Origin of the sequence: Leclercia sp. UBA1284 (assembly GCF_002308415.1) — a bacterium.
Taxonomy (GTDB): domain Bacteria; phylum Pseudomonadota; class Gammaproteobacteria; order Enterobacterales; family Enterobacteriaceae; genus Enterobacter; species Enterobacter pneumoniae.
Map to the genome: position 1 here is coordinate 181,588 of NZ_DBUS01000002.1, position 19,216 is coordinate 200,803.

The window sequence follows — 19,216 nt, forward strand, 5'->3', positions numbered from 1 at the left end:
ATGGAAAAAATCACATTAACCATGCCCGCCAGCCGCGCGTTAAGCGGTAAGGCGCTGGCAGGGGTTGTCGGTTCCGGGGATATGGAGGTGCTGTTCGCCGCCGAACCGGGCCAGACGTTAACCATTGATATCACCACTTCCGTCGACAACAGCCGCGGTCGCTGGGAAGCCCTGTTTACCCGCCTGCAAACCGTCAGCAGCCTGCCCGCAGGCAAACTGACCATCCACGACTTCGGCGCGACGCCGGGCGTGGCGCGCATTCGTATCGAACAGGTTTTTGAGGGGGTGAGCCATGCGTGATGACAGCAGCTTTATCGAACTAAAAGCACGCCAGCGTGCGCAGGCGCTGCTGGATGACGGCAGCTACCGCGAACTGCTGGATCCGTTTGAAGGCATTATTTCTCCGTGGCTGGGGCCGCAGGGGATTGTGCCGCAGGCTGACGACGGCATGGTGGTAGCGAAAGGGACCATCAACGGTCAGCCTGCCGTGGTAGTTGCCATCGAAGGCGCGTTCCAGGGCGGCAGTATGGGCGAAGTGTCCGGTGCCAAAATGGCGGCGGCGCTGGAGCTGGCGGCGGAAGATAACCGCAACGGCATCCCGACTCAGGCGGTGCTGTGCCTCGAAACCGGCGGCGTGCGCTTGCAGGAAGCCAACCTGGGCCTGGCGGCGATTGCCGATATCCACGCGGCGATTGTCGATCTGCGTCGCTACACGCCGGTGATCGGCATTGTGGCCGGGACCGTGGGCTGCTTCGGTGGTATGTCCATCGCCGCAGCGCTGTGCAGCTACCTGATTGTGACCCGCGAAGCGCGTCTTGGCCTGAACGGCCCACAGGTTATCGAACAGGAGGCGGGGATTGAAGAGTACGACTCCCGCGACCGTCCGTTTATCTGGAGCATGACCGGCGGCGAAGTGCGCTATGAAAGCGGCCTGGTGGATGCGCTGGTAGGTGACGGCGTGAACGCGGTGAAAGCAGCAATGAACGACGCGATGGCGAAAGGCGTGCCGGCGAAACACCGTACAGATAACTACGACGATTACCTGAACCGTCTGACCAATTTCGACACCCGCAAACAGGCCGATGCCGAACAGATCAAAGCGCTTTTTGCACGGGAGGTGAAATGATGAGTAATTCAATGAGCCGTGGCGAACTCTGGCTGGAAACCCTCGCCCCGAACGCCAAACGTCTGGAAGGGCTCTGCCCGTCCGTGCAGGCCGCAGACGGTGAGCTTAACGGTGAAACGGTACGTTTTGTCGCCGTCGTTCCGGATGCCAACAACCACTATCCGCGTGCCGCGCAGGGCGAAGTGGGCCTGCTTGAAGGCTGGACGCTGGCAAAAGTGGTCAGCGAAACCGTTGCCGCTGATGCCGATAAAGCCGTTAAACGCCCGATTGTGGCGGTGATTGACGTCCCAAGTCAGGCCTATGGTCGTCGTGAAGAGGCGTTTGGTATTCACCAGGCGCTGGCCGGTGCCGCTGCGGCCTACGCTAACGCGCGCCTGGCCGGTCATCCGGTGATTGGCCTGATTGTCGGTAAAGCGATGTCCGGCGCGTTTCTGGCGCACGGTTACCAGGCTAACCGCCTGATCGCCTTCAACGACAAAGGGGTGCTGATCCACGCGATGGGTAAAGAATCTGCGGCGCGTATCACCCTGCGTACCGTGGAGGCGCTGGAAAAACTGGCGGCCACTATTCCGCCGATGGCGTATGACATCAGCAACTACGCCACGCTGGGGCTGCTTTCCAGCCTGCTGGATATCAACAACCCGGATGCCCCAACCGATAACGATCTGGCGCAGGTGAAAACCACGCTGCAACAGGCCATCAACGACGCGCGTCAGGACGCCACCCTGAAAAACCGCTTAGGCGCTGACAATCGCCGCAGCTCGGCACTCGTTCGCGAACGCATGCGAGCCAGCTGGTAAGTAAAAAGAGACCTGCCAGATGCACGTCCCCGTGGGCGCACCCGTTGCGCCCACACGGGAGGCTGCATCCTGAAAATAATAAACATCGCGCCAGTGCTTAAACTTTTTTACTACAGGTGATTTATGACTTACGTAATTGTTCATGCTCTTGCACCGATTTTCGTCATCATGCTGCTGGGATTCTGGGCCGGTAAGGCAAAGATGGTCGATAACAAAAATGTTTCCCTGCTTAATATTTTCGTCATGGATTTTGCACTGCCTGCCGCGCTGTTCAGCGCCACCGTGCAAACGCCGTGGACCGGCATCGTGGCCCAGTCGCCGCTGATTCTGGTGCTGACTCTGGCGATGTGGATAACCTATGCGGCCATCTATTTCCTCGCCACCAACGTCTTTAAAAAATCTCCGCAGGATGCGGCCGTGCTGACGCTGACCGTCGCCCTGCCGAACTATGCGGCGCTCGGCCTGCCAATCCTGGGCAGCGTGCTGGGTGAAAGTTCTTCTACCTCGCTCTCTGTGGCGGTCTCCATCGCCTGCGGCTCCGTACTGATGACGCCGTTCTGCCTGCTGATCCTTGAGCGTGAAAAAGCGCGCGCCGAAGGGAATAACTCCGGCTCAACCCTCTCCATGCTGCCGGTGCTGATGTGGCGCTCGATTAAAAAACCGATCGTTATGGGCCCGCTGCTGGGGGTGATCCTCTCCGCTATCGGCATCAAAATGCCGGAACTGGTTCTCGCGGCGATCAAACCGCTGGGGCTGTCTGCCACCGCAGCTGCGCTGTTCCTGACCGGGGTGATCCTCTCTGCCCGTAAGCTGCAGATCAACACCATGGTGATCACCTCCACCATCGCCAAGCTGCTGATCCAGCCTGCGATTGCCTGGGGTATCGTTTTAATCTTCGGTCTGCACGGTTCTGTGGCGATCACCGCTATCCTGATGATTGCGCTGTCCGCGGGCTTCTTCGGCGTGGTGTTCGGTAACCGCTTTGGCGTGCAGTCACCGGATGCGGAAGCCGTGCTGCTGTTAAGCTCCGTACTGTGTATCCTGTCGCTGCCGCTGTTTATCTCGTTGACTTCAGGAATGTAATCATGACCACAACATTACGCCCCCACGACCTCATCTGGCTTACCGCGCGTGACGCGCTGGAAGGCATCACCGAATCCTGGGTGGAGGCGGCCTGGCATACAGGCCTGCCGGTCGTGGTGCGGCGTGATGTTGATAGCGAAGGCCGTATTCCCGTTGGCGTGCGCGGATTGCGCCGCGACCAGCGGGCGGCCGGATGGGTGAAGCCAGAAAACGTGTTGCGTGTGGTGTCGCCTGAATCACTGAGCGTAACGGCCGATCTGCTGCGCTCGCCCTTTGTGACGCAGCCGCCGGTTCAGGTGGCGCTGCAACTTTCCCAGCAGCCGTGGCCGTGGTCGTGGGGCATTACCGGCAGCACCGGTTACGCGCTGGCAACCGGCATTCCGGTTATCCATGCCGACAGCGATCTCGACCTGCTGATCCGCGCGCCGCAGCCTCTCTCCCCCGATGCGTTTGCTGCCTGGCAAGCCCAGCTTAGCCGCGCGCTGTGCCGGGCAGATACGCAGGTGGATACGCCCGAGGGCGGCTTTGCGCTGGCGGAGTGGCTGCGCGACGGCAAAACGCTGCTGAAAACACGCCGCGGGCCGCGTCTGGTGACGGACCCGTGGCACAGGGAGGCGTGATGAAAATACTGTTTACTTTTCCGGGGCAGGGCACGCAGCATGAAGGCATGCTGCAAAACCTGCCGGGCACCGAGCTGGCACAGGCGCGCGAGGTATTGGGGGCGGAGGTTGATACGCTGGATAGCGCTGCTTCGTTATCCCATACCCGCGCGGTGCAGCTTTCGCTGCTGATAGCCGGTGTCGCCTGGGCGCGCGAGCTTGAGCGACGCGGCGTAACGCCGGATATCGTCAGCGGGCTCTCCATTGGCGCATACCCGGCGGCGGTTATCGCGGGCGCGCTGGATTTCACCGACGCGCTCAGGCTGGTCGCGCTGCGTGGCGATGTAATGGAGCAGGCGTATCCGCACGGCTATGGCCTGACGGCGATTATGGGCTTGACCCTGCCGCAGGTGGAACAGCTTATCGAAGGCACCGGAACCTATATTGCGAACCTGAACGCCGAAACGCAGATCGTGATCGCCGGACGCGATGACGGGATGGCGCAGGTCGCCGAGCGCGCGCTGGCGAAAGGGGCGAGCAAGGCCAAACGACTGGCGGTCAGCGTACCATCGCACTGCGCACTGCTGGCGGAACCGGCGCAGAAGCTGGTGGCGGCGTTTGAAAACGTGACGCTTTCTCGCCCACGCTTAGCCTATCTTAGCGGCAGCACCGGCCGCGTACTGTGGCAGCCGGAGAAGATCGCCGACGATCTGGCGATGAATATGGCCCGCACCGTGCGCTGGCAGGAGGCAGTCATTTCAGCCAACGAACGCGACGCGCGACTGGCTATTGAGATGCCGCCCGGCGGCATATTGACCTGCTTAACGCGCCAGGCGGCGTGGGAAGGGGAGTCTATATCGCTGGAACGCAGCGGGGTTGAGGTAGCGGTCCATTTGGCGGGGCGGCTTAAGCGGTGAGTTTTCCCAACGGCTCTTTCGAAAAACGTAAGGCAAGTTAGGCACTTATAGCTCAGGGTGGATATCTCCCTGAGCATGCGTCAGCGACGCTGATGACGAGTGTTAGAGTAAACACCCTTTTTTAATTAAATCGTTTGCCTGCTCAAGTTGCTGGTAAAGCCTATGACGCAAATCTTCCAGCTCGTTATTCTCTTTACGGAGCGGTAGCCCATTTTTGTGAAGAACAATATCGTTAAATGATCCCATTCCACCGTAAACTTTTTTTAATGCGAATATTGTAGTTTCACAGTCGACGTCAAGTTCACTACCAAGATTCTCAAAGGTTTTGGCCCATGCATTCTCATTGTTTGAGCGCAGTATGCTAATAATATTGGTTAACGTTTTCTTTATTTCATTTATCATTTTAAACCCCCACTACTCAGTATTTTAACACCAGGTATTTCCCACGGTTCACGTACAACTACTTGCTCCGTCCCCCCGGAAAAAAGAGCTGTTTGATATCCCACCTCACCTACATAAACTTTTGTTCCGGCGGGTATTTGAATTTCATGATAGCTATCAAGAGGGGATGTGCTGCCATTAGGCCATTGGGGGAGAAGTGCTTTATCTACCCTGGTCTGGAGTACGCCCTGAGGTTGTTCGTAACCGAAAAACTGACCTAATGCCCGGCCCGCGCTACCACCTCTATAAAAAATTATATCGGACGTTAGAGTTATCTCTTTGTATGTTCCACTGGAAAATGTTTCTGCCAACTCTTTCGGTAAAGGGCCCGGGTTTAAAAGCGTGTATTCTCCCTCCACCTTACCTAATGCATGCAGACTTTTTAGTTCCGATATTTCATTAACTATTCCGAATTTCCCGACACCTAATCCCGCAGCGACAGAAGCGCCAGCAATGATTAGCCCCTTATTGTCCATGACTTCAGTGTATCCGGCTGGCGCATCACCACCAAGTTGCTCCGCTGTTTGCCTAAAGCCTTCAATGTTGCCGTTGTAGATTCCACCTGCCGCCAGTAATCGTCCGGCTGCTTTGCTGTTAATGGTTTTGGTGGCCTGTGCGTGCTGTACGGGAGCATCGGAATCATGTTGTTTAATGGTCGGAGCAGGTTTTCGTCCCGGGTGTGCGTTCAGGCAATGTTCGTAAATATTCCGTACTTCTCGCTGGAAACTGTCGCTATAGCTGTCCATGAAACAGTCATAAACCAGATTACCGTCGTCATCGAAGAAGAAGGGGTTGCGGAAACGGTCCCACTTCTCTGCGGTGTTTACGCCAACCATCCAGCCATGCTCTAGATTCCATTTTACTTCATCATAAAGGCCGTCGTATTCAATGTGGCGCTTGCGTTTGTATGGCTGTGCCGCGAAGCGGTGGTATACGCCGTCACGTCGCCTGGGGATGGTAAAATGTTGAAAACGGGTTTGAGGGTCATATTTTAGATAATCCAGTTCATAAAATACGTTTGCCATTTCCAGTGCATCGCGTGGCGTGAGGATGAACTGAATATCACCCGGTGCTAGATCACAGCCCGCATCCCATTTCATATAGAGTGTGAACATCCTGTTCCTGCTATAAGCCATGTTGTTTTTGTGGATATTCAGAGATGACGGATGATAAGTCAAACGTGGCGTTCAGTTTTAGTAAACCCTGGAACAGGGGGAATGCACCAGGCTTACGGGGCCGAGGTATCTGCTGTGAGGCTTCGCGCATACATCCGCCCTTCGGCGGCCAGTGCGCGCAGGCTGGGATCCTGCTCGCGGTTGCGGGCAAAGACGATGGCGATCAACTGCTGCATCTGATACGGCTGCGCCAGCTTCAGTAGCTGAACCGAGTTCTCATACACCTTCTTCATCCTGCCCGGCATCAGCGTAAAACCGACCCCCGCCTGTACCAGGCTCAGCATTGAGAAAATGTCGTTCACGCGCGTGACGATTTCCGGCTCGAATCCGGCGATGTGGAACGCTTCCTGGAACCCGGCGTAGGTGGCGAACCCTTCTGCCAGCGCGACGAATTTCTGATCTTTATAATCACGCAGGTCGGCCAGCTCGCCGGTGTTGAGGGACGCAGACGCCGGTGCGGCAAGGAAAATGTCGTCGTGGAACAGAGGAAGCACTTCAAGACTGTTACGATCGATATCGCTTTCGGAAATGGAGATTAAAATCGCGTCCAGCGAGCCTTCGTCCAGCATATGCAGTAACGTTTCGTTGGAGCCCATCGTCAGATCCATCTCCAGATCCGGACGGCGCAGCTTCATGCCCATGATCAGGCGCGGCACGGTCTCCAGCGTTAGCGAATAAAGCGTGCCGACGCGCAGCCGCCCCTGACCTATACCGGCAATCTTACGGGACTCTTCCACGCCGCGCGCCATGACCTGCATCACCTCCTGGCAATACTCCAGCAGCGTCCAGGCGGAGGGGAGCGCAATCAGGTTGCGCCCCTTATGGGTGAAGAGTGGGCAGCGCACGTTCTCTTCCAGGGTGTGCAGCGCGCGGTGCACGCTGACGCCGCTGAGGCCCAGAGTTTCGGCGGTACGCGCGATATTGCCCTTCTCCATGAACGTCATGAAGATGCTGAGCTTGCGAAATGTAATGTCGCTCGTGGTATCGAAACTCATACTCCTCCCGGCGGTTTAGTCGGCCTGTAGCATCGCTTCCAGCTGTTCCTGGGCGTCTAGCCACGCCATCTCACACTCTTCGAGGCTGGATTTGGTTTTGGCCTGGGTTTGCAGGCAGTCCGTCAGCTCGGCCTTGCGGCTCTGATCGTACAGCTCGCTGTCGCCCAGCTTCTCTTCAACGGCCGCAAGCGTTGCGTTGAGCTTTTCCATCTCTTTTTCCAGACGCGCGATCTCTTTACGCAGCGGTTGCGTCTGGGTGCGCAGTTCCGCTTCCCGGCGCTTCTGGTCTTTACGCGCCTGCGCGCTGTTGGCGTTGTCTTTTGCCGACTCGTCCGGTTGGTTTTCCTGCTTCTGTACGTCTGTCAGCCACTGCTGATAGTCTTCCAGGTCGCCGTCGAACGGTTCGACCTTGCCGTCGTGCACGAGGTAGAGATCGTCCGTGGTGGAGCGGATCAGGTGACGATCGTGCGAGACCACCACCAGCGCGCCTTCAAATTCAATCAGCGCTTCGGTTAGCGCCTGACGCATGTCGAGATCCAGGTGGTTGGTCGGTTCATCGAGCAGCAGCAGGTTCGGACGCTGCCATACGATCAGCGCCAGCACCAGACGGGCTTTTTCCCCCCCGGAGAAGCGCTCGGTATTCTCAGTGACTTTATCGCCCTGGAAACCAAACCCGCCGAGGTAGTCGCGCAGCTTCTGCTCCATCTCCTGCGGTGCCAGCCGCGCCAGATGCTGAATCGGCGATTCATCCGCGCGTAAAAATTCCAGCTGGTGCTGGGCGAAGTAGCCAAGCTTAATGCCCTTTGCCAGACCGATTTCGCCGCTGACCGGGTTAAGCTCGCCCGCCAGCAGTTTGATCAGCGTTGATTTACCTGCACCGTTACGCCCCAGCAGACCAATACGTGAACCCGGCACCAGGTTGAGCTTGATAGAGTCGAGAATCGTACGCTCGCCGTAGCCTGCGCTGACCTTTTCCATCTTCAGCAGCGGGTTCGGCAGGCTCTCCGGCGCGCGGAAGCTGAAGTGGAACGGGTTATCGACGTGCGCAGGCGCAATCATCTCCATGCGTTCCAGCATCTTAATGCGGCTTTGCGCCTGCTTGGCCTTCGAAGCTTTCGCTTTGAAACGATCGACAAAGCTCTGCAGGTGCGCCACGCGCTGCTGCTGGCTTTCATACATCGATTGTTGCTGGGCAAGACGCGTTGCACGCTGGCGCTCGAAGGAGCTGTAGTTGCCGGTGTATTCGAACATCGTTTGCTGTTCGATATGGATAATTTTATCCACCACCGGATCGAGGAAGTCGCGGTCGTGGGAAATCAGAATCAGAGTGCCCTGATAGCTCTTGAGCCACTTCTCCAGCCAAATAACCGCATCGAGATCGAGGTGGTTGGTCGGTTCATCAAGGAGCAGTAAATCAGAGCGGCAAATCAGCGCCTGCGCCAGGTTAAGGCGCATACGCCAGCCGCCGGAGAAGTCGCTCACCGGGCGTTCGAGCTGGTCGTTGCTAAAGCCCAGGCCGTGCAGAAGACTGGAGGCGCGGGAGCGGATGGTCCACGCGTCGATGGCGTCCAGCTTGCCGTGAACGGTGGCGATAGCGTGGCCGTCGTTGCGCTCGTTTGCGGCATTGAGCTCCGCTTCCAGCTTGCGGTATTCACGGTCGCCGTCAATCACATAGTCGAGCGCCGGTTCGCTCAGCGCGGGCGTCTCCTGGTTAACCCAGGCGAGCTGCCAGTTTCCGGGGTAGGTAAAGTTGCCGCCGTCAGCGCTAATCTCGTTTTTCAGCAGCGCCAGCAGGGTGGATTTACCGCAGCCGTTTTTGCCGACCAGCCCGACCTTCTGGCCAGGGTTGATGGTGGCAGTAGCATTGTCCAGCAGGACGCGCACGCCGCGACGAATTTGTAACGAGGAGAAAACAATCATAGAAGCGCCGTATGTTCCGACTATGTTAATTTGTCATTATGATAATGTAAGGTGTGGACCATTTGCCGCCGCACCGGGCCGCCATGGTAGCCCAAAACAACAACGATACACAAAAACAGAAACCTTACCGGGAGGGGAATGATGTCTCAGACAGCCAAAGTGCTGCTGCTGTATGCCCATCCGGAATCTCAGGACTCGGTGGCGAACCGGGTACTGCTTAAGCCGGCGACCCAGCTCAGCAACGTCACAGTGCACGATCTCTACGCGCACTATCCTGATTTCTTTATTGATATTCCCTATGAGCAAGAACTCCTGCGTCAGCATGATGTGATTGTCTTCCAGCATCCGCTTTATACCTATAGCTGCCCGGCGTTGCTGAAAGAGTGGCTGGACCGCGTCCTCAGCCGGGGTTTCTCCAGCGGCGTGGGGGGCAATCAGCTGGCGGGAAAGTACTGGCGGAACGTGATCACTACTGGCGAGCCGGAGAGCGCCTACCGTCACGATGGGCTTAACCGTTATCCCATGAGCGACATTCTGCGGCCTTTTGAGCTAACGGCGGCCATGTGCCATATGCACTGGCTCAGTCCGATTATTATCTACTGGGCGCGTCGGCAGCAGCCGCAAACGCTGGCAAGCCATGCCAAAGCCTATGGTGACTGGCTGGCTGACCCCCTGCCGACGGGAGGCCGCTGATGGAAGGTTCCGATCTGTTACTGGCAGGCGTTTTATTCTTATTTGCGGCGGTGGTCGCCGTGCCGCTGGCCGCGCGGCTGGGTATTGGTGCGGTGCTGGGTTATCTGCTGGCCGGCATCGCCATTGGCCCCTGGGGGCTAGGCTTCATTAGCGATGTCGATGAAATTCTGCATTTCTCCGAGCTTGGCGTCGTATTCCTGATGTTTATCATCGGCCTTGAACTCAACCCGGCGAAGTTGTGGCAATTGCGGCGCTCGATTTTTGGTGTGGGCGCAGCGCAGGTGCTCTGTAGCGCAGCGGTGCTGGGTGGCCTGTTGATGCTCACCGATTTCTCCTGGCAGGCGGCTGTCATCGGCGGCATTGGCCTGGCCATGTCCTCCACGGCGATGGCATTGCAGCTTATGCGTGAAAAAGGGATGAACCGTAACGAAGCCGGGCAACTGGGCTTCTCGGTATTGCTCTTTCAGGACCTGGCGGTGATTCCGGCGCTGGCGCTGGTACCGCTGCTGGCCGGCTCCGGCGATGACCATTTCGACTGGATGAAGGTTGGCATGAAAGTGCTGGCGTTTATTGGCATGTTGATTGGTGGACGCTATCTGCTACGGCCGGTATTTCGCTTTATTGCCGCGTCCGGCGTGCGCGAAGTCTTTACCGCCGCCACGCTGCTGCTGGTATTAGGCTCGGCCCTGTTTATGGATGCCCTGGGGCTGTCTATGGCGCTGGGCACCTTTATTGCCGGGGTGCTGCTGGCGGAGAGCGAGTATCGCCATGAGCTGGAGATGGCAATCGATCCGTTTAAGGGCTTGCTGCTGGGGTTGTTCTTTATCTCCGTGGGCATGGCGCTGAATCTGGGGGTGCTCTATACCCATCTGCTGCTGGTCGTGGTAGGCGTAGCCTTGCTGGTGGCAGTAAAAACCCTGGTGCTCTATTTGCTTGCGCGAATCTATGGCCTGCGCAATTCTGAAAGAATGCAGTTTGCTGGCGTATTAAGCCAGGGCGGTGAGTTCGCTTTTGTGCTCTTCTCCACAGCATCTTCCCAGCGTTTGTTCCAGCATGATCAGATGGCGCTGCTGCTGGTGACCGTGACCTTATCGATGATGACCACGCCTCTGCTGATGAAATTGATCGATAGACAGCTCTCCCGGCAGTTTAATCCTTCTGAGGATGAAGACGAGACACCATGGGTCGAAGACGACAAACCGCAGGTGATCGTGGTGGGCTTTGGGCGATTTGGTCAGGTGATTGGGCGTCTGTTGATGGCGAATAAGATGCGGATCACCGTGCTCGAGCGCGACATTAGCGCGGTGAATTTGATGCGCAAATATGGCTATAAGGTCTATTACGGTGATGCGACTCAGGTTGAGCTGTTGCGTTCTGCCGGGGCTGAAGCGGCGGAATCCATTGTGATTACTTGTAATGAGCCTGAAGACACCATGAAGCTGGTGGAGATCTGCCAGCAGCATTTTCCGCATCTGCATATTCTGGCCCGCGCGCGGGGTCGCGTAGAGGCCCATGAGCTACTACAGGCGGGGGTAAAACAGTTCTCCCGCGAGACCTTCTCCAGTGCGCTGGAGTTGGGGCGCAAAACGCTGGTTACCCTCGGCATGCACCCGCATCAGGCCCAGCGCGCGCAACTGCATTTTCGTCGTCTGGATATGCGTATGTTGCGTGAACTGATGCCAGTGCATACCGACACGGTGCAAATCTCCCGCGCGCGGGAAGCCCGGCGTGAACTGGAAGAGATTTTTCAGCGTGAGATGCAGCAGGAACGACGCCAACTGGACGGCTGGGATGAATTTGAATAAAGGGTAACGAAAGATGGCTGTACGTAAACGCTTTATCGCGGGCGCAAAATGCCCATCCTGCCAGGCGCAAGACACGCTGGCGATGTGGCGCGAGAATAATATTGATATCGTTGAGTGTGTTAAGTGCGGCCACCAGATGCGCGAGGCTGACAAAGAGGCCCGCGATCACGTTCGCAAAGAAGAGCAAGTGATCGGCATTTTCCATCCGGACTAGCGATATGCCCCGAGTTTTTTTAAGCTAAAGGGTACACAGGTGCAGATTTCCGTTACAATCTGCGCCAGCAATTTTCCCACGCTCAGGAGATATCATGAAAGTAGCAAAAGACCTGGTGGTCAGCCTGGCCTATCAGGTACGTACAGAAGACGGTGTATTGGTTGATGAGTCTCCGGTGAGTGCGCCGCTGGACTACCTGCATGGTCACGGTTCCCTGATCTCCGGCCTGGAAACCGCGCTGGACGGTCATGAAGTTGGCGATAAATTCGATGTTGCTGTTGGCGCAAACGACGCTTACGGTCAGTACGATGAGAATCTGGTTCAGCGTGTTCCTAAAGATGTATTTATGGGCGTTGATGAGCTGCAGGTTGGCATGCGCTTCCTGGCAGAAACCGACCAGGGTCCAGTACCGGTTGAAATCACCGAAGTTGAAGACGACCACGTTGTTGTTGATGGCAACCACATGCTGGCTGGCCAGAACCTGAAGTTCAACGTTGAAGTTGTTGCGATCCGCGAAGCGACCGAAGAAGAGCTGGCTCATGGCCACGTTCACGGTGCGCACGGTCATGACCACGATCATGATCACGGTCACGACGGTTGCTGCGGTGGCCACGGCCACGATCACGACCATGGTCACGACCACGGTAAAGGTGGTTGCGGTAACGGCGGCTGCGGTTGCCACTAATACCTTGCAGGTAATAAAAAAGCGGGATTATCCCGCTTTTTTTACGTCTCAATAATGAGGAGGGGGGGTCTCTTCAGACTGGGAAGCAATATGGGAAGGCTGGGTCGCCTTGATCTTTTCCGTCAGCAAGCGTAGCAGGTCGCGCAATTTTGCCATTTCAAGTTCGTGGGCCGTGACCGTCTGGTTCAGCTCTTCGATGGTGATCTCCTGAAAAGCCAGCCGACTTTCCAGCTCCGCCAGTCTCGCTTCCATTGTTGTATCCTGCATGATTCACCTCGTTGTTCAGTCTGGCGCGGAATATTAACTGACTTTGGTCCGGTTCGCAGTAATCATGCTGCGAGTAAGAAACTAATTTAAACAAAAATAGTCTGAAAAGAATCGAGTTTCGGGGGAGTCTGTCTGTAGATTTCTTCCGCAACGTTTTATAGTACGCAACTCATTTACATTTAACACTGGGGTGAGAGGCCCTGGTCCCTGGAGATATGGATGAAATCACTGTTTAAAGTAACGCTGCTGGCAACCACTATGGCTGTCGCGCTGAATGCACCGCTGTCTTTCGCTGCAGATACCGCTGCGAAACCAGCTGCTGCTGCAGACAGCAAAGCGGCGTTCAAAAATGACGACCAGAAATCAGCCTATGCGCTCGGAGCATCTCTGGGGCGTTATATGGAAAACTCTCTCAAAGAGCAGGAAAAACTGGGCATCAAACTGGATCAGGCGCAGCTGATTGCCGGTGTTCAGGACGCCTTTGCTGATAAGAGCAAACTGTCCGATCAGGAAATTGAACAAACTCTCCAGGCTTTTGAAGCGCGTGTGAAAGGCGCTGCACAAGAGAAGATGGAAAAAGATTCAGCCGAGAACGAAACCAAAGGTAAAGCCTATCGTGACACCTTTGCGAAAGAGAAGGGCGTAAAAACCTCTTCTACCGGCCTGGTCTACAAAGTTGAGAAAGAAGGTACCGGCGACGCACCTAAAGACAGCGACACCGTGGTCGTTAACTACAAAGGTACTCTGATCGACGGTAAAGAGTTTGATAACTCTTACACCCGTGGTGAACCGCTCTCCTTCCGTCTGGATGGTGTTATCCCTGGCTGGACAGAAGGCCTGAAAAACATTAAGAAAGGCGGCAAAATCAAGCTGGTCATCCCACCGGATCTGGCTTACGGTAAAACCGGCGTTCCGGGTATTCCGGCTAACTCTACGCTGGTCTTTGACGTAGAGCTGCTGGACATCAAACCCGCACCGAAGGCGGATGCCAAGCCTGAAGCTGCAGCAGATGCTAAAGCTGCAGACGCAGCGAAGAAATAAAACTGCGAAACCCGCCGCCTTCCAGGCGGCGGTTTTTTTTATTCCGGGGCAGAGTCAATTAACACTGGAAAGCCTTACCTACGCTGTATTAATTTAGTTGTCCGTGTAAATGATGAGCCTGCCCTGAAAACCTACCGACAGGCTCCTGAAAAGGAGTGTTTTTTTCATGACCAGGTCGCTTTTAACCAACGAAACCAGTGAGCTCGATCTGCTGGATCAGCGTCCTTTCGATCAGACCGATTTCGATATTCTGAAATCCTACGAGGCGGTAGTGGACGGGTTAGCGATGCTCATTGGGTCCCACTGCGAAATCGTATTGCACTCCCTGCAAGATCTGAAATGTTCTGCCATCCGCATTGCTAATGGTGAGCATACCGGCCGTAAAATTGGATCGCCAATCACCGACCTTGCACTGCGTATGCTGCACGACATGACCGGCGCGGACAGTAGCGTCTCCAAATGCTATTTCACACGCGCCAAAAGCGGCGTGCTGATGAAGTCGGTCACTATCGCTATCCGTAACCGCGAACAGCGCGTCATTGGTTTGCTCTGTATCAACATGAACCTTGACGTTCCGTTCTCGCAAATCATGAACACCTTTATTCCGCCGGAAACGCCTGACGTGGGCTCTTCCGTTAACTTCGCCTCGTCCGTTGAAGATCTCGTCACCCAGACGCTGGAATTCACCATCGAAGAGGTTAATGCCGATCGCAATGTTTCTAACAATGCTAAAAATCGCCAGATCGTGCTCAATCTCTACGAGAAAGGCATCTTTGACATTAAAGATGCGATTAACCAGGTTGCGGATCGCCTGAATATCTCCAAACACACGGTGTACCTCTACATCCGTCAGTTCAAAAGCGGCGACTTTGTGGGACAAGAGAAGTAATGCGTTTTGCGTTGATGGTGACCGGCCCGGCTTATGGCACTCAGCAGGCAAGCAGCGCGCTGCAGTTTGCCCGCGCACTTCTGGAAGCCGGCCATGAGCTCATAAGTGTGTTTTTCTATCGTGAAGGCGTCTATAACGCTAACCAGCTCACTTCGCCTGCCAGCGATGAATTTGATCTGGTGCGTGGCTGGCAAGCCCTACATCAAGATTCCGGTGTCGCGCTACACATTTGTGTGGCTGCGGCGTTGCGCCGTGGTATTGCCGACGCCACAGAAGCCGAACGTCTGGGCCTGGCGGGCGCCAATCTGCAGCCGGGTTTCACTCTCAGCGGATTAGGCGCCCTGGCGCAAGCCGCATTAACCTGTGACCGCATGGTGCAATTCTGATGAATCGCGTGGCTTTTGTTTTTACTTCCGCTCCGCATGGCAATGCTGCTGGCAGGGAAGGGCTGGATGCACTGCTTGCCACTTCCGCACTGACGGAGGAGATTGGCGTCTTCTTTATTGGCGACGGTGTATTTCAACTTCTCGCCGGACAGCAGCCCCAGACGATATTGATGCGCGACTATATCGCCACGTTTAAGGTACTGCCTCTCTATGATATCGAGACCTTCTGGATCTGTTCCACGTCAATGCGAGAGCGCGGGCTGGACGACGAGACGCCGCTGGTTCTGGATGCGACACGGCTGACATCCGACCGCTTACGCGAAGAACTTTCTCATTACGATACCGTTTTAACCTTCTGAGGCCGCCATGCTCCATACTCTGAGCCGTTCACCCTGGCAGTGCGACATTGACGGATTACTGAGAATGTTGCGCGACGGCGATGCTCTGTTGCTAATTCAGGACGGCGTATTGGCCGCAATTGCAGGCAGTCGTTACGTTGAAAATATCACTAACGCCCCCATTAAGGTCTATGCGCTCAAAGATGACCTTGACGCGCGAGGGCTGGCTGGTCAAATTTCAACCAAAATTGACGTAGTTGGCTATACTGATTTCGTTGATCTTGCAGTTACGCATACCAGTCAAATGAACTGGTGATTTGAGATCGCTGTATATTTCTTGACACCTTTTCGACGTAGCCCTAAAATTTCGCGTCCTCATATTGTATGAGGTCGTTTTATTACGTGTTTACGAAGCAAAAGCTAAAACCAGGAGCTATTTAATGGCAACAGTTAACCAGCTGGTACGCAAACCACGCGCTCGCAAAGTTGCAAAAAGCAACGTGCCTGCGCTGGAAGCCTGCCCGCAGAAACGTGGCGTATGTACTCGTGTATATACCACCACTCCTAAGAAACCAAACTCCGCACTGCGTAAAGTATGCCGTGTGCGTTTGACTAACGGTTTTGAAGTGACTTCCTACATCGGTGGTGAAGGTCACAACCTGCAGGAGCACTCCGTGATCCTGATCCGTGGCGGTCGTGTTAAAGACCTTCCGGGTGTTCGTTACCACACCGTTCGTGGTGCGCTCGACTGCTCTGGTGTTAAAGACCGTAAGCAGGCTCGCTCCAAGTACGGCGTGAAGCGTCCTAAGGCTTAATGGTTCTCCGTTAAGTAAGGCCAAACTGATTTATCTTAATGTCACACTAAACTCTTAGAGTTTTGGACAATCCTGAATTAACAACGGAGTATTCCCATGCCACGTCGTCGCGTCATTGGTCAGCGTAAAATCCTTCCAGATCCGAAATTCGGATCAGAACTGCTGGCAAAATTTGTAAATATCCTGATGGTAGATGGTAAAAAATCTACTGCAGAAGCAATCGTATACAGCGCGCTTGAGACCCTGGCTCAGCGTTCTGGTAAAAATGAACTGGAAGCTTTCGAAGTCGCTCTCGACAACGTTCGCCCAACTGTAGAAGTTAAGTCCCGCCGCGTTGGTGGTTCTACTTATCAGGTTCCAGTTGAAGTTCGTCCGGTTCGTCGTAATGCTCTGGCAATGCGTTGGATCGTTGAAGCTGCTCGTAAACGCGGTGATAAATCCATGGCTCTGCGTCTGGCGAACGAACTTTCTGATGCTGCAGACAACAAAGGTACTGCAGTTAAGAAACGTGAAGACGTTCACCGTATGGCAGAAGCCAACAAGGCGTTCGCACACTACCGTTGGTAATCCCTTCGGAGTCGTAGTCACCAGGCGGGCGCTTCAGAGAAGCCGCCCGCTCTGGGTAACTTAACTGAACGCCTAAAGAAACAAACGAGGAATCAAATGGCTCGTACAACACCCATCGCACGCTACCGTAACATCGGTATCAGTGCGCACATCGACGCCGGTAAAACCACTACTACCGAACGTATTCTGTTCTACACCGGTGTAAACCACAAAATCGGTGAAGTTCATGACGGCGCAGCTACCATGGACTGGATGGAGCAGGAGCAGGAACGTGGTATCACCATCACTTCCGCTGCGACTACTGCATTCTGGTCTGGTATGGCTAAGCAGTATGAACCGCATCGCGTAAACATCATCGACACCCCGGGCCACGTTGACTTCACTATCGAAGTAGAACGTTCCATGCGTGTTCTTGATGGTGCAGTAATGGTTTACTGCGCAGTTGGTGGTGTTCAGCCACAGTCTGAGACCGTATGGCGTCAGGCTAACAAATATAAAGTTCCACGCATCGCGTTCGTTAACAAAATGGACCGTATGGGTGCTAACTTCCTGAAAGTTGTTGGTCAGATCAAATCCCGTCTGGGCGCGAACCCTGTTCCGCTGCAGCTGGCAATTGGTGCTGAAGAAGGTTTCACCGGTGTTGTTGACCTGGTGAAAATGAAAGCCATCAACTGGAACGAAGCAGATGCAGGCGTGACCTTCGAATACGAAGATATCCCGGCTGACATGCAGGACCTGGCTGACGAATGGCACCAGAACCTGATCGAATCCGCAGCTGAAGCATCTGAAGAGCTGATGGAGAAATACCTGGGTGGTGAAGAACTGACTGAAGAAGAGATCAAAAAAGCTCTGCGTCAGCGCGTTCTGAACAACGAAATCATCCTGGTAACCTGCGGTTCTGCGTTCAAGAACAAAGGTGTTCAGGCAATGCTGGATGCGGTAATTGATTACCTGCCATCCCCAGTAGACGTTCCTGCGATCAACGGTATCCTGGACGACGGTAAAGATACTCCGGCTGAGCGTCACGCAAGTGATGACGAGCCGTTCTCTGCACTGGCGTTCAAAATCGCTACCGACCCGTTCGTGGGTAACCTGACGTTCTTCCGCGTGTACTCTGGTGTGGTTAACTCCGGTGACACCATCCTGAACTCCGTGAAAGCAGCTCGTGAGCGTTTCGGCCGTATCGTACAGATGCACGCTAACAAACGTGAAGAGATCAAAGAAGTTCGCGCGGGCGATATCGCTGCGGCTATCGGTCTGAAAGACGTGACCACCGGTGACACCCTGTGTAACCCGGATCACCCGATCATTCTGGAGCGTATGGAATTCCCTGAGCCGGTAATCTCCATCGCCGTTGAACCTAAAACCAAAGCTGACCAGGAAAAAATGGGTCTGGCTCTGGGCCGTCTGGCGAAAGAAGACCCGTCCTTCCGCGTATGGACTGACGAAGAATCTAACCAGACCATCATCGCTGGTATGGGTGAACTTCACCTGGATATCATCGTTGACCGTATGAAGCGTGAATTCAACGTTGAAGCGAACGTAGGTAAACCTCAGGTTGCTTACCGTGAAGCGATTCGTTCTAAAGTTACCGATATCGAAGGTAAACACGCTAAGCAGTCTGGTGGTCGCGGTCAGTACGGTCACGTTGTGATCGACATGTACCCACTGGAGCCGGGCTCTAATCCGAAAGGTTACGAGTTCATCAACGACATCAAAGGTGGTGTAATTCCTGGCGAATACATCCCTGCCGTTGATAAAGGCATCCAGGAGCAGCTGAAGTCTGGTCCGCTGGCAGGTTACCCGGTAGTAGACATTGGTATCCGTCTGCACTTCGGTTCTTACCACGACGTTGACTCCTCTGAACTGGCGTTTAAACTGGCTGCTTCTCTTGCCTTTAAAGATGGCTTTAAGAAAGCGAAACCAGTTCTGCTTGAGCCAATCATGAAGGTTGAAGTAGAAACTCCGGAAGAGAACACCGGTGACGTTATCGGTGACTTGAGCCGTCGTCGCGGTATGCTGCGTGGTCAAGAATCCGATGTGACTGGCGTTAAGATCCACGCTGAAGTTCCGCTGTCTGAAATGTTCGGATATGCAACTCAGCTGCGTTCTCTGACCAAAGGTCGTGCATCATACACCATGGAATTCCTGAAGTATGATGATGCACCGAACAACGTTGCTCAGGCCGTTATCGAAGCCCGTGGTAAATAATCCACAGGATTAAAACCTAAGTCCCGTGCTCTCTCCAGAGGGGAGAGCACTATAGTAAGGAATATAGCCGTGTCTAAAGAAAAATTTGAACGTACAAAACCGCACGTCAACGTTGGTACTATCGGCCACGTTGACCACGGTAAAACTACTCTGACCGCTGCAATCACTACCGTACTGGCTAAAACCTACGGCGGTGCTGCTCGTGCATTCGACCAGATCGATAACGCACCAGAAGAAAAAGCGCGTGGT

24 protein-coding genes are annotated in these 19,216 nt (G+C 54.9%); 19 read left to right on the top strand and 5 right to left on the bottom strand.

Annotated features, from left to right (window positions below):
• The 6 genes from mdcC to mdcH all read left to right on the top strand — a co-directional run bounded on the left by mdcC (window position 1) and on the right by mdcH (window position 4,525).
• Window positions 1-300 (top strand): malonate decarboxylase acyl carrier protein, encoded by a 300-nt coding sequence (gene mdcC / locus B3511_RS01270; RefSeq protein ID WP_006177845.1) that lies wholly within the window; start codon window positions 1-3, stop codon window positions 298-300.
• Window positions 293-1,126 (top strand): biotin-independent malonate decarboxylase subunit beta, encoded by an 834-nt coding sequence (locus B3511_RS01275; RefSeq protein WP_040078328.1) that lies wholly within the window; start codon window positions 293-295, stop codon window positions 1,124-1,126. Before mdcC ends, B3511_RS01275 begins: the two co-directional genes overlap by 8 nt.
• Complete coding sequence (mdcE, locus tag B3511_RS01280; RefSeq protein ID WP_040078329.1) at window positions 1,126-1,926, top strand: biotin-independent malonate decarboxylase subunit gamma; 801 nt, start codon at window positions 1,126-1,128, stop codon at window positions 1,924-1,926. Before B3511_RS01275 ends, mdcE begins: the two co-directional genes overlap by 1 nt.
• A gap of 123 nt (window positions 1,927-2,049) precedes the next feature.
• Complete coding sequence (locus B3511_RS01285) at window positions 2,050-3,009, top strand: AEC family transporter (RefSeq protein ID WP_046886741.1); 960 nt, start codon at window positions 2,050-2,052, stop codon at window positions 3,007-3,009.
• A gap of 2 nt (window positions 3,010-3,011) precedes the next feature.
• Window positions 3,012-3,629, top strand: a complete 618-nt coding sequence (locus B3511_RS01290) for a malonate decarboxylase holo-ACP synthase (RefSeq protein WP_212478426.1) — start codon at window positions 3,012-3,014, stop codon at window positions 3,627-3,629.
• Window positions 3,629-4,525: a malonate decarboxylase subunit epsilon gene (gene mdcH, locus B3511_RS01295; RefSeq protein WP_286766564.1), complete on the top strand. Its 897-nt coding sequence runs from the start codon at window positions 3,629-3,631 to the stop codon at window positions 4,523-4,525. Before B3511_RS01290 ends, mdcH begins: the two co-directional genes overlap by 1 nt.
• A gap of 102 nt (window positions 4,526-4,627) precedes the next feature.
• Here the strand turns inward: mdcH and B3511_RS01300 are convergent, their stop codons facing one another.
• The 4 genes from B3511_RS01300 to B3511_RS01315 all read right to left on the bottom strand — a co-directional run bounded on the left by B3511_RS01300 (window position 4,628) and on the right by B3511_RS01315 (window position 9,056).
• Window positions 4,628-4,927, bottom strand: a complete 300-nt coding sequence (locus B3511_RS01300) for a DUF6966 domain-containing protein (RefSeq protein ID WP_286766565.1) — start codon at window positions 4,925-4,927, stop codon at window positions 4,628-4,630.
• Entirely contained in the window at window positions 4,924-6,081 is a 1,158-nt protein-coding gene (locus tag B3511_RS01305; protein ID WP_286766567.1) for a hypothetical protein, read from the bottom strand. The genes B3511_RS01300 and B3511_RS01305 overlap by 4 nt, the downstream gene beginning before the upstream one ends.
• 113 nt (window positions 6,082-6,194) lie before the next feature.
• Window positions 6,195-7,136 (bottom strand): LysR family transcriptional regulator, encoded by a 942-nt coding sequence (locus tag B3511_RS01310; protein ID WP_040078335.1) that lies wholly within the window; start codon window positions 7,134-7,136, stop codon window positions 6,195-6,197.
• A gap of 15 nt (window positions 7,137-7,151) precedes the next feature.
• Window positions 7,152-9,056: an ABC transporter ATP-binding protein gene (locus B3511_RS01315; RefSeq protein ID WP_040078336.1), complete on the bottom strand. Its 1,905-nt coding sequence runs from the start codon at window positions 9,054-9,056 to the stop codon at window positions 7,152-7,154.
• 138 nt (window positions 9,057-9,194) lie between these two features.
• Between B3511_RS01315 and kefG the strand changes: the two genes are divergently transcribed.
• From kefG to slyD, 4 genes are all read left to right on the top strand, one after another.
• Window positions 9,195-9,749, top strand: a complete 555-nt coding sequence (kefG, locus tag B3511_RS01320; protein WP_286766568.1) for a glutathione-regulated potassium-efflux system ancillary protein KefG — start codon at window positions 9,195-9,197, stop codon at window positions 9,747-9,749.
• On the top strand, window positions 9,749-11,554 hold the full coding sequence (kefB, locus tag B3511_RS01325; protein WP_046886733.1) for a glutathione-regulated potassium-efflux system protein KefB: 1,806 nt from the start codon (window positions 9,749-9,751) through the stop codon (window positions 11,552-11,554). Before kefG ends, kefB begins: the two co-directional genes overlap by 1 nt.
• Before the next feature lie 13 nt (window positions 11,555-11,567).
• A complete protein-coding gene (locus B3511_RS01330; RefSeq protein ID WP_003861689.1) occupies window positions 11,568-11,768 on the top strand; it encodes a YheV family putative zinc ribbon protein in 201 nt (66 codons plus the stop codon).
• A 94-nt stretch (window positions 11,769-11,862) separates the two neighbouring features.
• The gene (slyD, locus tag B3511_RS01335; protein ID WP_040078341.1) at window positions 11,863-12,453 is read left to right on the top strand and encodes a peptidylprolyl isomerase; all 591 of its coding nucleotides are present in this window, start codon (window positions 11,863-11,865) and stop codon (window positions 12,451-12,453) included.
• A gap of 48 nt (window positions 12,454-12,501) precedes the next feature.
• Here the strand turns inward: slyD and B3511_RS01340 are convergent, their stop codons facing one another.
• Window positions 12,502-12,720, bottom strand: a complete 219-nt coding sequence (locus B3511_RS01340) for a protein SlyX (protein ID WP_040078342.1) — start codon at window positions 12,718-12,720, stop codon at window positions 12,502-12,504.
• Between the two features lie 219 nt (window positions 12,721-12,939).
• Here B3511_RS01340 and fkpA point away from each other — a divergent pair, with 219 nt between their 5' ends.
• The 9 genes from fkpA to B3511_RS01385 form a co-directional block, all read left to right on the top strand.
• Complete coding sequence (gene fkpA / locus B3511_RS01345) at window positions 12,940-13,761, top strand: FKBP-type peptidyl-prolyl cis-trans isomerase (protein ID WP_040078343.1); 822 nt, start codon at window positions 12,940-12,942, stop codon at window positions 13,759-13,761.
• A 166-nt stretch (window positions 13,762-13,927) separates the two neighbouring features.
• Entirely contained in the window at window positions 13,928-14,650 is a 723-nt protein-coding gene (locus B3511_RS01350; protein WP_040078344.1) for a helix-turn-helix transcriptional regulator, read from the top strand.
• Entirely contained in the window at window positions 14,650-15,036 is a 387-nt protein-coding gene (tusD, locus tag B3511_RS01355; protein WP_286766584.1) for a sulfurtransferase complex subunit TusD, read from the top strand. The genes B3511_RS01350 and tusD overlap by 1 nt, the downstream gene beginning before the upstream one ends.
• Window positions 15,036-15,395: a sulfurtransferase complex subunit TusC gene (tusC, locus tag B3511_RS01360; RefSeq protein ID WP_040078346.1), complete on the top strand. Its 360-nt coding sequence runs from the start codon at window positions 15,036-15,038 to the stop codon at window positions 15,393-15,395. The genes tusD and tusC overlap by 1 nt, the downstream gene beginning before the upstream one ends.
• Window positions 15,396-15,402: 7 nt before the next feature.
• Window positions 15,403-15,690: a sulfurtransferase complex subunit TusB gene (tusB, locus tag B3511_RS01365; RefSeq protein ID WP_046886731.1), complete on the top strand. Its 288-nt coding sequence runs from the start codon at window positions 15,403-15,405 to the stop codon at window positions 15,688-15,690.
• Between the two features lie 124 nt (window positions 15,691-15,814).
• Complete coding sequence (rpsL, locus tag B3511_RS01370; RefSeq protein ID WP_000246815.1) at window positions 15,815-16,189, top strand: 30S ribosomal protein S12; 375 nt, start codon at window positions 15,815-15,817, stop codon at window positions 16,187-16,189.
• A 96-nt stretch (window positions 16,190-16,285) separates the two neighbouring features.
• Complete coding sequence (rpsG, locus tag B3511_RS01375) at window positions 16,286-16,756, top strand: 30S ribosomal protein S7 (protein ID WP_004106370.1); 471 nt, start codon at window positions 16,286-16,288, stop codon at window positions 16,754-16,756.
• A 96-nt stretch (window positions 16,757-16,852) separates the two neighbouring features.
• Entirely contained in the window at window positions 16,853-18,967 is a 2,115-nt protein-coding gene (fusA, locus tag B3511_RS01380; protein WP_286767810.1) for an elongation factor G, read from the top strand.
• 69 nt (window positions 18,968-19,036) lie between these two features.
• Window positions 19,037-19,216, top strand: a 180-nt coding sequence (locus B3511_RS01385; RefSeq protein ID WP_023994387.1) for a GTP-binding protein, incomplete at its 3' end; no start/stop codon positions are given.